General features: G+C 43.4%; 8 protein-coding genes. All 8 read right to left on the reverse strand.

Translation table 11 applies throughout. The features are described 5' to 3' along the window. Window positions 1–70: 70 nt before the first annotated feature. Window positions 71–1,420, reverse strand: a complete 1,350-nt coding sequence (locus tag ABD894_RS12080; protein ID WP_345211292.1) for a DUF3863 domain-containing protein — start codon at window positions 1,418–1,420, stop codon at window positions 71–73. Window positions 1,421–1,557: 137 nt separating this feature from the next. Then, window positions 1,558–3,294: a RagB/SusD family nutrient uptake outer membrane protein gene (locus ABD894_RS12085; protein ID WP_345211293.1), complete on the reverse strand. Its 1,737-nt coding sequence runs from the start codon at window positions 3,292–3,294 to the stop codon at window positions 1,558–1,560. A 12-nt stretch (window positions 3,295–3,306) separates the two neighbouring features. Then, entirely contained in the window at window positions 3,307–6,699 is a 3,393-nt protein-coding gene (locus tag ABD894_RS12090; RefSeq protein ID WP_345211294.1) for a TonB-dependent receptor, read from the reverse strand. Window positions 6,700–6,987: 288 nt separating this feature from the next. Beyond that, window positions 6,988–8,145, reverse strand: a complete 1,158-nt coding sequence (locus tag ABD894_RS12095) for a FecR family protein (protein ID WP_345211295.1) — start codon at window positions 8,143–8,145, stop codon at window positions 6,988–6,990. A 181-nt stretch (window positions 8,146–8,326) separates the two neighbouring features. Beyond that, on the reverse strand, window positions 8,327–8,941 hold the full coding sequence (locus tag ABD894_RS12100) for an RNA polymerase sigma factor (RefSeq protein ID WP_345211296.1): 615 nt from the start codon (window positions 8,939–8,941) through the stop codon (window positions 8,327–8,329). Window positions 8,942–9,269: 328 nt separating this feature from the next. Then, entirely contained in the window at window positions 9,270–10,877 is a 1,608-nt protein-coding gene (locus ABD894_RS12105; protein ID WP_345211297.1) for a DUF6377 domain-containing protein, read from the reverse strand. A gap of 213 nt (window positions 10,878–11,090) precedes the next feature. Then, window positions 11,091–13,718 carry a glycoside hydrolase family 31 protein gene (locus ABD894_RS12110; protein WP_345211298.1) on the reverse strand — a complete coding sequence of 876 codons (2,628 nt, stop codon included), beginning with the start codon at window positions 13,716–13,718 and terminating at the stop codon, window positions 11,091–11,093. A 147-nt stretch (window positions 13,719–13,865) separates the two neighbouring features. Beyond that, window positions 13,866–15,596, reverse strand: coding sequence for a RagB/SusD family nutrient uptake outer membrane protein (locus ABD894_RS12115; protein ID WP_345211299.1), 1,731 nt, complete (start codon window positions 15,594–15,596; stop codon window positions 13,866–13,868). Window positions 15,597–15,600: the final 4 nt, after the last annotated feature.

Genomic DNA, 15,600 nt, shown 5'->3' on the forward strand with positions numbered 1-15,600 from the left:
TCTTAAGGTTTTTTTCATTTAAAATTGAACAAGCGTATAACCTGAACATTAGGGTAGACTACGATTATAACTATTTCTTTATTAAATATTTGTACCGGGCAGCTATGATAGCCCGCGCACCGGCGGAAATTGAATCAATAGAAACCGGCTTATCCTGCGGACGTGATTGCTTTTGATTAATGGCTCCTAAAAGACTCCATTTCCGGGTCATCTCTTTTGGCTCCTTCGCAGGGAGATCGTATCGTGTAAAGTCTATCACTTTTTCCGGTGTATTGTTTTTCCAGTTTTTTAGTAACGCGAGGCGAAAATCTTTATTCATAAACCAGCTGATCTCATTATCAGCATCCGATCCGCCGATACCGGAGCCACGTTCTACAAACCGGTAATTAAAACTATTACTTTTATAATGTTTACGCCATAGCAGGCCAAATTCGCCCTGGGTGATCAGTTTGGTATCGGGCCAGCGCTTTCTGATGGCGGTAAGCCAGTTTTTCAAGGAAGCAGGATCGTAAGGCAGGCAAAGCTCCCAGCAATTGGTAACCCAGCCAAAGCCATTAAGCTCAAATCCTTTATCAAAATGAATAGCGGTGGTATGCATCATTTCTTTTAAACCTGTCTCATTACCATACTTACCCAGTGTTTCGATAGGCCCTACCCCCATGCGGCTGTTAAACCCATCTTTGAAACCTTCCCTACGCCCTGCAAGAAAATCAACCGACCAGCCATCTAAATTAACACAGTCAATAAAATCCTTTTTACTTTGCGCGGGTTTGCAAAAATGTTCTTTTGATGGATAGAAGGGATAAGCCACTGATCCGTCGCCATCCTGATTGTCAATACTGTACTGGCTCCAGATATTTCCCTGGCATACGTGAATGCCTTCCTTTTCTGCAAGGTATTGCTGATTGGGTGCCGACGTAAAACCTGCAACAATACTTAACGGTCTGTAATTATTGCCCACCATTTTACCTATAATTTGCAAAGCATCATGTACATCCTTATTTACCTGCTCGGTAGTGTTATAAGCATTGGCAAAATAGGCACCCGGTATAAATGTAACATCATCTCCATATTTATAATGATAACCCACCACCAATTTTCTAATCTCGCGGTAATTCGCTGTAGTATCATTCAATGCAAGCCAGCTGAACGACCATGTCATTTTTCCACCCGGAAACCCATCTGCCACAGCCTGCCTGAAGGCAATAACGCGAGCAGGTGTATGTAATGCCCGTTCATCTTCGCCAACATTGCGGGTTCTTGATACCTCTATCTGGTTCACCCTTATTACAGTATTGAAAGTGAGAAAACGCCCGCCCATTAAGGCTGTTGCTTTCTTTGGTTTGTTACCTTGTGCCACGGCATCTGAAAACGAGATCAGGAGCAAAAAAGCAAAAGGGAGTATTGTTTTAAAGTTCATATATTAAGGTAGTTCTTTGGCAGCCAAATGCCGTTTAATTAAAGCCCGGTTTCAACATATTATTGATCACAAGATTACTCAATCACAATTTACAGATTAAATACCGGGCCGATATATACGGCCCGGTATTTAATAAATTACCACCCCGGGTTTTGTTCCAGGGTATGGCCGTTGGCCTGGTAAAATGCAACTTCTTTAGTAGGCAGTGGTTGCAGATAGTCTTTCGCCGGATCGAACTTCCTGCCACGCTCGGCGATCAGGAATCCGTTGACATCCACTTTACCTGCATAGCTAGGATCATTGTAAGGCTTTCTTGTAGCCCAATCTGTACCGGTAATTTTGATGCCCTTAACATCCTGTGGCAACTCCGTTTCCGCTGTTTTCCACCTGCGGAGGTCATCGTATCTAAAACCTTCAAGAGCAAGCTCTACTGTTCTTTCGCGCCTGATCTCGGTTTGCATGTTGAGGTTATTAGCTGATACAAATGCAGTGGTAAGGTGTGGCATGCCCACCCTATCGCGCAGTTTATTGATCGACAGGTCAAGATCGTTATTACTAATTGAACCGTTCTTTTCATAAACAGCTTCAGCATAATTTAAAAGCACCTCTGCATACCTGATCAGGTGCCTGTCATAATCAAACAGACTGTTATCACCCTCCCGGCCTGAGTTATTGGCTATCGGGTCTTCCGACATGTATTTATAAAGAATATACCCGGTATTGAAATTACGCTGCGGTGCATCAGGCCAGTTAGCCACATTTGTTACCGGGAAAAACACCCGGTTGGTCAATGTTCCGGGGATGATCATGGTTTGTGTCATCCGCGGGTCGCGATCCTGAAATTCTGAAGTAAATGTATTGTAACCATGAAAAACAGTACCCGCCGAAGTGATTGGCAAGCCGTTTTTATCAAGATAAAGATCAACCATTTTACGGGTTGGGTTATAGCCATCCTGATCATACATGTAAGGCGCATCGTGCCCTATAATGTTCCTGGCATACCTGCGGTCTAAAATGGTTTCTTTGGCATCATCTCCCGCTTCAAGGAACAGGTAACGATAGCTTTGTGCCCCGCTCCCGGTATAAAGGATGTAAACACCGCTGCTGATCACGGCCTGTGAGGAGGTAACGGCGATATCAAGGTACTTGGTGGCATTCCCTCCTCTTGATTTTTGCCATGTGCCCTCAAACAAGGCAACACGCGAAGCAAGCCCCAACGCGGCGCCTTTGGTAATACGGCCGACATCAGGTGAGGAAACATCTGATTGCACCGGCAAATCATCTTTAGCCTCGTCAAGATCTTTTAGGATCAGGTCGGCTGTTTCTGTGCGGCTTGATCTTGGGGCGAACAACTCGGGATCATCTGTCTTCAATACCTTTGTGATCAGTGGAACACCGCCATATATCCTAAGTAGTTTCCAGTAATACCAGGCCCTGAAAAATTTAGCTTCGGCCACATATTTCTTAATTTCAGGGTCGGCATTCCCGGCACCTTTTTCCAAAATGTTATTGGCCGATCTTATATAACCATAGCTTGAATTCCATGTGGTTGAAACTTCCTGTGGCTGTAACTGTCCGTTACTTACAGAATTTGGGACATTGAACGCGATATCAGATTCAATATCTTCTTCACCGAACCTGTCCAGTCCGTTATAAAGGTTGTTGGCAGCCAATTTAAAATCGGCACCGGTTTTCCAAAAGGTGGCATCTGTAATACTATCTTTTGATACCAGGTTGAGGTCCTTTTTGCAGCCACTCCACAAAACCGCGATACTGAGAAAGCAAATAAAAGTGATATTACGTATCGCTTCCGTATTTTTTGAGCCGGACGTGTTGTTCATTAATATATAATGAGTTAAATATTTAAGTTTCATAGTGTGTTTCAATTAAAATTTAACATTTAAGCCCACCGAATAAACTTTATTGTAAGGGTAGGTTCCCTCCTGGCGGTAACCGTCTTCAGGATCAAAATTGCCACCGAATGTGCCTTTCGACACAGTGAACAGATCCTGACCGCTCACATAGATCCTGGCAGATTTCATCTTAATGGATTTTGCTATGGCATCGGGCAGGTTATACCCTATTGTGATTACCTTAAACCGCAGGTAGGATACGTTTTGTATAGTTTTGGTAGACGCGCGGTAGTTGTAACCCGAAACATCGTCATATCCCAAATTGCCGGGCAGGTACCTCGGAAATTCGGCATCTGGTCGGCTGGCGCTGTAGGTTTTATTGTAGAAGTAGGCAAGCGAAGGCCAGAAGAAGGTATTAGGCCTGCTGATATTGCTTTCATAGATCACATCTCTTTTGCCAACTCCCTGTAAAAATACTTGCATGTCGAATTGCTTATACCCCAGGTTGATGTTTGATGAATAAGTAAACCTCGGGGTTACATTACCCAGGTATACCATATCACCGGCCAGTCCCTTGCTTTTATCGCCAAACGCGGTCAGTTTGCCATCACCGTCGACATCCTTATACATTACATCGCCTATAGATACCCTTGCCGGTACACCCTGTAGTTTCTTATATTCGTCAAGTTGTGCCTGTGTTTTAATAATACCCTCAAATACATAACCGAAGTAAGAGTTAATGGCATAACCTTTCCGGGTTTCCACAAGGCCCTCGTTATAATTATCAGTGTTTTTTAATTCCACCAGCTTGTTTTTACTATCGCTTAATTGCAGCGAAACACTGTACCTGAAATCATTTATCTTGTCTTTCCAGGTAACAATGGTTTCAAAACCTTTGGTAACTAACTTACCCTGGTTGCTTGACGGCGGTGTTGCACCAAAAGTTGCCGGCACGGCAATATTCACCAGCATATCGTCATTGGTTTTATTATAATAATCGAAAGAGAAACTTAGCCTTGAATTCAGCAAAGCCACATCGATACCGATGTTTTTATTGGTGATGGTTTCCCATGTTCTATCTGTAGATGCAGGGTTAGCATTTGCCCCGGTAAGGCCCGCGTTGGGTGAACCTAATGGATAGTTACCATCCAGCGTTATTAACGGAATATAATCATAGAGGCCTAATCTGCCTATTTCCTGGTTACCCATTTTACCATAGGATACCCTCAGTTTTAACAGGTCGAAAGTTTTCATCGATTTGATGAATTTTTCTTCCGACAAATTATAGGCTAAAGCCGCCGAAGGGAACACAGCGCTCCATCGTTTTTCGGGCGCAAATTTTGAACTTCCGTCTGCACGGGCGGTAAGGTCTAAAATCAGTTTGTTCTTATACCCATAGCTTAACCTGCTAAAGTACGAGCCCAACGCCTGATCGTTAATATTACCCGTAAAATCAGCATAAGCTACTTTGGTACGGTCGGCCAGGTTAAGCGTGAATAAGCTATTATTCGGGAAATTGTAGCCGGTAGTTCTTTGATAAGTATAATCGGTTTGTTCTAACGATGCACCACCGGTTAAATTGAAGCGGTGATCTTCGCCAAACACTTTGTTGTAATCAAAATAAACCTGGTACAACTTGTTTAACCTTTTTGAATTAGCGTACGCGGCCGAATTAGGTGTATTCCTGATATCCTGAATGCCGCCGGTATAATTGCTGCGTATTATGGTGGGATGGATAGCGGCACCATTGGTATAATCCATTCGCACTGCAGCCTGCCCGGTAAGTTTCAGGCCTGTAACTATCGTATAATCAAGCTTAAAATTGGTTGCAAAGCGCGAGAAATTGTCGGTTGTTGTACCACCTTCTTCTAAATAGCCTGCCGGGTTAGCATAGCCCTGGTAGCTGTAAAACTGGCCAACCTGGTTATAAAGTGGCGCGTAAGGAAATTGTCTGGTTACGTTTTTCAGCGGACTTTCGCCATTGATCTCCGAAGGTGTTTTAGTATTGGTATTGTCAAAATTTGTGCGTGTTTCTACTGATACTTTACTACCGAGGCGGAAATCGTAATTAAGGCGCAGGTTATAGCCATCTGATTTATTTTCGCCGAAACGGAGGATCCCATTATCTCTTTTATACCCGGCAGAGATCATGTAATTATTATTTTCGCCGCCACCGGATATGGCTACGTTATGGATCTGTTGGGAAGAGCTTTTGTAAATCACCTTGTTCCAATCCGTATAGCCGTAAAAACCCGGATAATTGGTTACACCGTAGTTCCAGCCCTTATCTAAATCGGGTGCTGCATTGGCTTTTATCTTATCAAATACTTCCTGCGGAAAGCCGGGTAAACCTACATTTCGTAAACCTTCGTCTGCAAACTCTGCATATTGCAGCGTGTTCATTATTTTACGGAGGTATATAGGTGTTTTGATACCGAAATTACCCGTATAAGTAACTTCAGGCGGTCCTTTTTTGCCGCGTTTTGTAGTTACAATAATAACACCATCACCCGCGCGGGCTCCATAAATAGCCGCGGCCGCATCCTTTAGTACGGTTACTTCGGCAATGTCATTGGTATTGATCGTATTAATATCTCCCGGAATACCATCTACAAGCACCAGAGGCGCGTTGCCATTGATTGACGAATTACCGCGTACTTTCAAATCGAAGTTGCCACCGCCCGGTTGCCCGCTGTTTTTGGCTATTGTTAAACCCGGTATAGTTCCCTGCAACGCGTCGAAACTGCTGGTTACCGGCCTGTTCTCAAATACCTCGGCCTTAACTGTAGATATGGCCCCTGTAACGGCTCCCTTTGCACGGGTACCGTAACCTACAACCACAACCTCGTTCAGCTTTGAATCTGTTCTCGACATTCGGATATCAAGCGTTGTTTTACCGTTTAAAGGGAAACGCAGTCGCTCGTAGCCTATATAAGACAGCACCAGTATGGCATTTGGCGAAGGCACATTCAGCGTAAATGCACCATTGTTATCAGATATAACACCCAGCGCTGTGCCTTCTATCCCAATGGTAACACCCGGCAATGTTTCGCCGCTTAAAGAATCCCTCACAACGCCCGTTATTTTTTGATCGACGACTACATCGCTGGTCGCACGTAGTGCTTCTACCTGTTCCCTGCGGTTAAGCAGGATCACTTTGTTAATTATCTTGTAACTAAAGCGTTGCCCCTTAACGCACTGTTCCAGCACTTCTTTAAGATCCAGATCTTTTGCCTCCAGAGTTATGGGTTTGGCATTTTCTATAGCGGAGTTGTTATACACAAAATCATAATCGGTTTGAAGCTTGATTTGGGCAATAACAGTAGACAGCGGCGCATTTTTTACGGATAATGTAACCCGCTGCGCCAATGTAGCGGCATGCACCTGTACCAGGGCTGCTATTATGAAAAGACATGTAATCTTCATTTTTAAGATCAGATTGGAAATTACATAGGAATCCCTCCTGAAAAGTAATTCAGTAAATTTTTTATACATTTGTATGTTAGGTTATTGGGTTTATTGGATTGTTTCAATAATTAATTACCTGACGCCGGCATCCGCCGGTCAGCCAGGAACGGTTCGAGCGTTCCTGGTTTTGGTAAATCCGTTGTGTTTGGCTCTCTTCTATAGGCAACTCCTTTCTGCTTTTTGTGTGGTGTTTTGCATGAATAATTGATTTTTAGGTTATATAATGGCGGCTGATGCTTGGTAACATCAGTTACAAACAATAATTTTTCTATTTATAATTTTAAAGCGGGCGTTACCCAAGCTTTGTAAACTGCTAAGGATATCGCCCAAATTGGATGAGCGGGAAAACGTTCCCCCAAATTTTTCGTTGCCGTCGCTAAAGTTTTGATATTCGATATCCACATCATACCAGCGGCTCATTGATTTCATCACACTGGTGATCTTTTGATCATTGAACATAAAGAAGCCGTTTTTCCAAGCGATCACTTCTTCCAGGTTTGCTTTTGCAACCGCTAATTCTCCGTTGGTTTTGTTAAACCTCGACTGCTGCCCGGGCACAAGAAGATTGGAGGCACCGGAAGACAGGTCTTTTACTTTCACACTACCCTGCAATAACGTTGTGTTGATGCAATTTTCATCATCGTAAGCTTTTACGTTGAAATGGGTGCCTAACACAGTAATCTCCTGCTTGCCGCTTAATATTTTAAATGGCCGTGAAACATTGTGCGCTACCTCGAAATAAACTTCTCCCTTAACGGTTACCACCCTATCATTACCGGTAAACTGCGAAGGAAAAGTAATAGATGACGCGGCGTTGAGCCATACCTTTGAGCCATCTGCCAGGATCAGCGGGTAAGGCGACTGTTCGCCACGACCTGTTGCCAGCGTATTTGACGAGTTCGCGATGCTTTTACCAACAGAAGTATAGGAAACACCATTGGAAGGACTAACGCTCACGGTTGTATGACCGAGACTGGCGATAAAGCCTTTCACAGACCTGTTCAATACTATCTTTTTACCATTTGCAAGCGTAAGGGTAGCCTGGAATCCCCCGGGTTTAATAACTGCTGCTACCTGTTCCTTTTGCACAGCCTGTTCTTTACCCGGACGCTGCCAAAAAAGAAAAGTAAATGTTAAGGCAACAATAATTGCCGCAGCAGCGCTAAGGCTATATATAAGTGTTCTTGAAGAAATTCTGCCGCGGCCAATCTGCGTTTTCACACGTAAACGAACCGCGTTTAAACGTTCTGTTTCTTGAGCATTTGCCGGGAGTTCAGCTTCAATCGTTGATAATTCATCTTCGATCAATCTTTTCAATATGTCCTCGTCTGCCGTTTCAAACAAATGAAACAAAAGCGATAACTCCTCATCGGTGCAATCATTATTGAGAAATCGTTGATACAACAGGGTAAGGTTCTCTTCCAAAATATTAGGCTCTTTTATGCTAATACGTTTGAAAAAGCGTTGCCATCTACTCTACTTTAAAATAAATATTATTTTCTTTAATAGCTCAATAGCAACGATTAAATGATTGAGAAAGTCATTACTACGGAAACTTATTGAGAAAAAAAGGAATCGTTACTGTTTATAACTCTTTTAGCAAATAGAGCACTACAGGCACCGTGAGCGTGGCCGACAGGTGATGCGTTTTGAACATGTAAGCTTTTACCTTTTTTGTAGCTTTTACAATGTGCCCGTTGATGGTAGAAGTGGAGATACCAAGCAGTTCGCTTACCTCCTCATAACTTTTGCCCTCCTGCTTACAAAGCCTGAAAACGAGCTTTTGCTGTTCGGGAAGCTGTTCTATCGCAATCTCCAGCAGTTGATTGGTTTCCTTAAAAATAAGCTTTTCAGCCGTGTCTTCGGTAATGGCATTGGTAGCGTAGCTCACCGCTTCCATTAATTCGTCTTCGCGGGCAAGGTTTCTATAAAAATCATATACCAAATTTTGAGCAATGTGGTAAAGGTAGGCCTTAAGTCCTTTTTCAGGATTGATCAGGTGGCGCTTTTCCCATATTTTGATAAAAACGTTTTGCAGTAATTCCTCCGCTATAAACTCTACCTTGGTCATCTTCAGCAGCTTCCTGTAGATGGGCAAACTGTAAAGGTCATAAAAATAATCAAACGCCCTTTCATCGCCATCAAGCAGTTTTTTCAACTGATTAGTTTCATTAACCTGTATTGGCGTTTCTTGAAGCATTGATTAGTGGCAAATAATCCGGTTTATCGCAATTGTAACTACTAAGTTACAATGATCTGTATTTTTTCCAAAGTTTAAATAACTCACTAAGATAGTGAATAGATAGCCTCAACTATCCCCTACTCTCTTTAAGCTTTTGTTGGATGATTATTTTAGCTAAAATTTGTAAAATTGATATACAGGTTGCAAGTAGATACAATTAGAGGTTAGTATGCCTGACACTCGCAACTGACCCTTACTTTGTGATAACAGTTTCACGAGTATTGCCTTTAAGTTTCTGAGAAGTCTTTATTCTTTTTGATAACCTCCAGAGGAATTATCTATCAATTTATGGTTTACCTGTATCAACCACCTGTATATCCATAATATGGTTAGTAAATTCATCATGCGGAACAATCGCTTTTGCTTTTACCCTTACTTTATAAGTATAAATGGTGCTTACCGTATATTCTAATATTTTGGCTATTGTTTCGTTATCGTTTATGCCAAGCCTGACTAATGCGAATATTCTTAAATGCGCGCTTAGTACCTCGTTGCCTTTTGGCCATATCTGGTCTTCGGGTTTTAAAAGCGCGTTAAAAGAGGTAATAAAATTAGGGAATAGTTTTAAGAACACCCGGTCGAAAGTTCTGAATAAATGGTCGCGTTCCTGCTTAATATCTATTTGGCTTAACAAAGCGAGTACCTCATCGTATTTTTTACTCTTCATCTTTCGCTCGGCATTCCTTTTCAGCTTTTCCAGCTTTAAAATATACTCCGAAAACACATTGAAAAAATAGCCGATATACTCTTCCTTAATGCGGGCTTCTTCTGATAGCCGCTTGTTTATCTTCTCCAGTTGGTTGTTCTTTTCCTCAATAATGCGTTCTTTAACACGCAGCCGTTTGAGCTGTATAAAAACGATGAACGAGATCAGGCTGATGATCACCACAATGATCAAGCTTGATAGCAGGTATATAATAAACTTGTTCTTCTCGTTTTCAGAGATCAGTATTTTATTGGCGGCAATATCGGGCAATACCGAGGCTATCTCAATTTTATGCAGGCGCGATCCGTAAAACTGCGCGTTGCTCAAAGCCTCCTGCATAAACAGGTAGGCATTCTTTATATCACCGCTTTTATACAGGTTGGTCCCTATTTTATATACGGCCATGGTTTCTTTGGTAGATGATTTTATATCGTTAATGGCGGCTATCAATAACAACTTCATCCGCTCTGCCCCCTGGTAATGATCACTTAAGGCCGCGGCTATCATGGCTGTTTGGTGCGGGGTAAGCTTACGCTGATAAAGCAAATATTCGTAATACTTATAATTACTTATCTTTTGCCCGGCCGTATCCGGTATTTCGGCCTTGTACATGATCTGCTCGAACGAATTATTTTCTGTTAGGGAGATGGCCGTATCAAGATACTTGTTAGCTTGTTCTACATATTGCTTCGTGTAGTATTTATCGTTGTTGTAATAGGCAAGGTCGGCATAATATACGCACTGTAATCGGTAATAACGCAACTTTGAACCCTTATCAAGTACCTTCGGATTAACCTGGTTGATACAGTCCAGCGTTTCTTTAAACATGCCCGATGATATGAGGATGATACCAAGCTTTATTTTACTGTCGTATTGCTTAGGCAAATCGTGCATGGCTATGCTCAAGCCAATCATTTTTTGCGTGTACACGTAGGCCGAATCGTACTGATAGCTTCTATACTCTTCAAACAAGCTGCTGCATAACTGGTATTGCTTTTCAAGTTCGTTTGGCGAACAATGCTTCAACGCTTTTTTCAACCCGGCTATATCGGCTTCTTTGCGGTCATCGTACACTCTTCTTTGCACAAGCATACCCTTCAACTGGCTCATCAGCGCGTCGTTATTTTGCTGGCCGTAAACTACTGTAACAGCAAGAAGCCACAATAACAGTGTGTAAAGAATCTTCATTTTTAAGTTTATTTTGTAATGCCTATCAATCATCAATGGCAATGAATACGATAGCGTTAAGTTTATAATCAGGTTAACCTGCCAGTAATTATAAAACTTTAATTTGTACAAAGGATAGTCCGGTATAAATAAAAAACAAAGCCGGAATGATCGCTCAATCCGGTCTTTGCTCGTACATAAACTAATCACCTATTTTTAACCAATCATATTATTTTATTTGCCTGTACTTTTCAATTGCTCTTTAAACCAATCGGCATTAGCCTTACTTGTTGCTTTATTAACCGCATCCGGCACGTTGCTGTAGTTTATATTAAAATACTGCAACATTTGGTAAAACTGCCCCGGATAATATTGCAATCTCAAATTAGTTTCCTCGCAGCGGCCTGCCATTTCGGGTAAAATAATATCCGCGTCTTTAAACTTTAAGCCTGTTACAGCCTTACTTAACTCGCGGAACTTTTTAACCAAACCGGTATTAACGTTAGCAATGTCGGTTTTGCTGTAAGCGATCAATACTTCCTGCGGTTTTGCGCATGCGGCTTGCGGAAGCGAGATCTCTACAGACAAACTCTTGCCGTTGTAGTTCCACTTGCCTGCACTTTGTTCGGCAGCGTAATCAAGCTTTTTGCCATTAACGGTTATTGATTGCGGCATCTCTGCTCCTACTAACCTTACCGTGTAACTTCTGCTAAGCGGCATCCCTTTGTAAGCGCCCTTGCGTGCCATAATGGTTACGCTTTGCGTGCGCCCCGGCAGGTGCTTGGAAATTACTTTTGTAGTAGCAAACTCGGCAGCATAATTTTTTGAGTTGCCGGCATCCTCGTAAACAGAGGTACTGCCATCAGCACCCGGAAACACATCTATATATGTTTTTGCAGGCTGATATTCCAGATTTTTAACCGCGGGATAAGCCGGTACTATAGCACCCGCCTTTACATAAATCGGGTATTCATCTAAAGCGAACGTGCGATTTACATACTGCCCGCCTTTCAGCAGGGTTCCGGTTTGCCATTCAAACCAATCGTTACCTTCGGGCAACCAAACCTTAATGTCCGACTCACCATTTTTCATCGGCTCAACAATCGGCGCTATCAGCAGGTCATCGCCAAACATATATTCCGATTTGTTTTCATAGGCTTCGGCCGCTTCCGGGTAATCGTAATACAAGGGGCGGCACAGAGAGATCCCGCTGTCATAGGTTTTGCGGGCCATAGTGTAGATGTAGGGCGCTAATTCATATCGTAAACGGATGGCGTCTTTCAATGCATCATAGTATTCTCCTTTAAAGTTCCAGGCTTCTTTGTTCAAATTGGCGTTTTTTGACGAGTGGGTGCGGAATATCGGACTCAAGGCACCGTATTGCATCCAGCGCACATATAACTCCGGATCAAGCTTTTGATCTGAACCCGGACCGAATTGGTGCCCGCCGATATCGTGGCTCCAGTAACCATACAACACGTTAGACGCGGCGCTGGTAAAATATGGTTGAAAAGCAAGCGATTTCCAAGATATTACGGCATCACCGGAGAAACCAAGCTGGTAACGGTGATTACCCAGGCCGCCCCATCTGTGATACAACAGCGGACGGGTTGAGCCATTACGCTCCATATCAGTAAAAAATACGTAATTGAGCCACCAGGTATTGTTTAGGTTTTTAATTCTTTTATCGTTTGGCCATTGCTGCCAGTCGAGCCACCAGAAACTTACACCCATTTTTTCCATGGGATGCAAAATGGTACCGAACAATGCCTGCATAAACCTTTTGTTTGAGCCCTCATACGGTATGTTAGCTTTGGTTGTAGTATCGAAATTTAAGGTTTGCGCCATCGCCTTGTAAGGTTCCTCAAAAGGTGCTACGCCCGAGGCCGGGTGAAGGTTAAGTGTTACTTTCAACTCCTTACTTTTCATCCAGCTTAAGGTTTTGCCCGGGTTGGGGAAAAGTCTTTTGTTCCAGCTCCAGCCTGTCCAGTGTTTGGTTTGGTCGAACACATCGTATTTTGCCCGCAAACTGTCGGTATAATGCCAGTCCATATCTATTACAAATACATCAAGCGGCAGGTTATGCTGCTCAAAATTTTCGGCAACGTTGCGTACCTCATTGTCAGAATAACTCCAATATCTCGACCACCAGTAACCAAACGCGTAACGCGGCGGCAAGGGTACCCTGCCCGATATCTGTACAAAATCTTGCAGCGCTTTTTTGTATTGCCTGCCGTAACCCATAAAATACAGATCCTGGTAATCTTTCGCGGGGCGTTCGGCAACCCAGGGCCATTCACTGTTATCAAACAGTAAGCGCTGCGAATCATCTATCACCGTCCATCCGTCGGTAGCCAGCAAGCCATCCTCCAGTTCCATCTTCTTTTTATCCCATATATGGTAATCGCCATCAAAGTTATCGAGGGTGCGGTAGGTGCCTTTTAAGTTACCCTTTTGCTTTGTGCCGGGCACCCATGCAAAAGGGTACTTTTTGTTAAGCGATGTGATGGTCAGGTTTTGATCTGTAAATTTCCCGGAACCCACTTTATAGTGTAATTCAAGTTCTGCAGTTTTTAAAACAAGTTCTCCATTATTTATTTGCGATACAAAATACGGCACCGGCAAGTTGCGGTTTAGTACCGTAAAGGTGGCATTATCAATAAAGGGCAATTGGGCCGTCCATTCCATACGGATAAGGCGCGGGGTGAGCACGGTAAACCGGGCCTGACCGGATTGAACAATGGCCTTAGGGTTTGCCAGCGGCACCGGTTTTTGCTGCGCGCTGGTAAACTGTGTTTGCAGAACGACCAATAAAAGCGTCAGTCTTTTTTTGCCGGAGAAATGTTTCAGTAGCTTAAACATGAAGGTTGAAAGTGGATTTAGATAATTTATAGATGAATGAATAATAGTATCGGGTAAGTATGGGCGAACAAGGGCTTTTTGCTGTAATATTTAACAGTAACCCGCTGCCCCGGATACCAAAGCGTATCGGGGCAGCGGGCGTTTAAATTAATAACCGGGATTTTGTTTCAGTTGCGGGTTTACATTCAGGATATCCCTTCCAATAGGGAATATCTCGGTATGCTTATCACCATCGGGCTTTTTATCCCACCAGGTGCCGGTATTAAATACCCCCCAACGGATAAGATCGGTACGGCGACGGTTTTCGCCTAAAAACTCTCTGCCCCATTCGTCAAGCATTTCCTGATCGGTAAGCTGGCTACCATCGGCCTTGTATAAACTTGCCGACCCGCTTGGGTAATTACGTTGTCTTACCTGGTTCAGCAGCGCTACCGCGCCGGGCTTATCGCCTTTTCTGTAAAGACACTCGGCAAGTGAGTAATAAATTTCAGACAGGCGCACTTCAGCATAAGCGGATGTGATACGGTTTGGATCGGGCGTTGGGTAAAGCGGATATTTTACCATAAACACGCCCGAGTTATGATCGGCATGGTTCATATTTGATTCCTTATCAGCTATTTTTTTACCCGGTTTGGTATCCAGGAACATACCCACCTGGTCGCGGATGAACAACGGGTACGGGCCTTTATTTCCCCTTACCGTATCAGCTTTCTCAACACCGTTTACCGTGCGTTTAAACGGCAGGTAACCGTACAGGAACATACCTTCCCGTTTGCTGTCGCCAAGGTTACGGTATTTTACAAGGCGATAATCATCGGGATATTTTTGAAATTTCACGAAAGGCTTGCCTAACTGATGGGTATACTCCACGCTATCCACATCACGGCCCGGTTGCAGCGCGAAACGAGGATTGGCCTGTCCAAAATCAGTAAAACCACAATACAAGGGACCGGCATCATAGGTAACACCCCACCAGAACATTCCGCCATCGTACTGCCAGTGCGTACGTGCCAGCGTTCCCGGAAAGCCATAGATCACCTCTGAGTTAAGGCCGGTATTGGTATAATCAAACGGGGCGTCCCAGCGGGTATCCAGTTGATAGGCGCCGTATTTACCTGCAATAATATCTTTACACACTGTTTCGCATTCGGCAAACTTATCGGTACCGATATAAACTTTGGCATTCAGGTAAAGCCTTGCAAGTAAAGCGGCAGCACCGGCTTTGGTCCAGCGGCCAATGCCTTTAGCACCTAATTGCTCGCGTGTTGGTAAACCGGGGATTGATTCCGTTAGTTCCTTTTCAATAAACGCGAAGGTTTCCTGCGGCGTAGCCTGCGGGTTACCTTGCGTAGAATTTTTCACATCGGTAACTATTTGAATGTTACGGTAAAAATCAAAAGCCCTTAAATTGAACCATGCCCTCAGCGTACGCAGTTCAGATTTAAAATCGGCCAGTTCTTCGGGTGTAATGCTCAGCTTTGCAGGGTCCTGTATGCTTTCCATATCCTGCAAGGAGTTGGTAGCAAGAACAACACCCTGATAAAAGTTCTTCCAGGCCCTGCTTGTAAAACCATCGTTAGTTGTCCAGGTATGATAGTGCATGCGCTGATAGTATCCCCCATCTTGCCAATCGCCCTGGCGGTTGTAAGTACCTATTTCATCGGTGCTATTTTCGCCTACAGCATACACGTCATTCCCTTGAATACTCCAGTAACCATGCTCAAATGGCCTTAAAAAAGCCCTTATCACATCATCCCTGCGGGTTAAAAAGTTGGCTGCATCCACTTTATCGTATACATGCTCATCCAGTTTAGTACAGCTTTCCATTAAAAATATTGCCAGGAACGCACCACTTATAAAAAGTTGATATTTTTTCATGTTT

Source organism: Mucilaginibacter gynuensis, assembly GCF_039541195.1.
Lineage (GTDB): Bacteria > Bacteroidota > Bacteroidia > Sphingobacteriales > Sphingobacteriaceae > Mucilaginibacter > Mucilaginibacter gynuensis.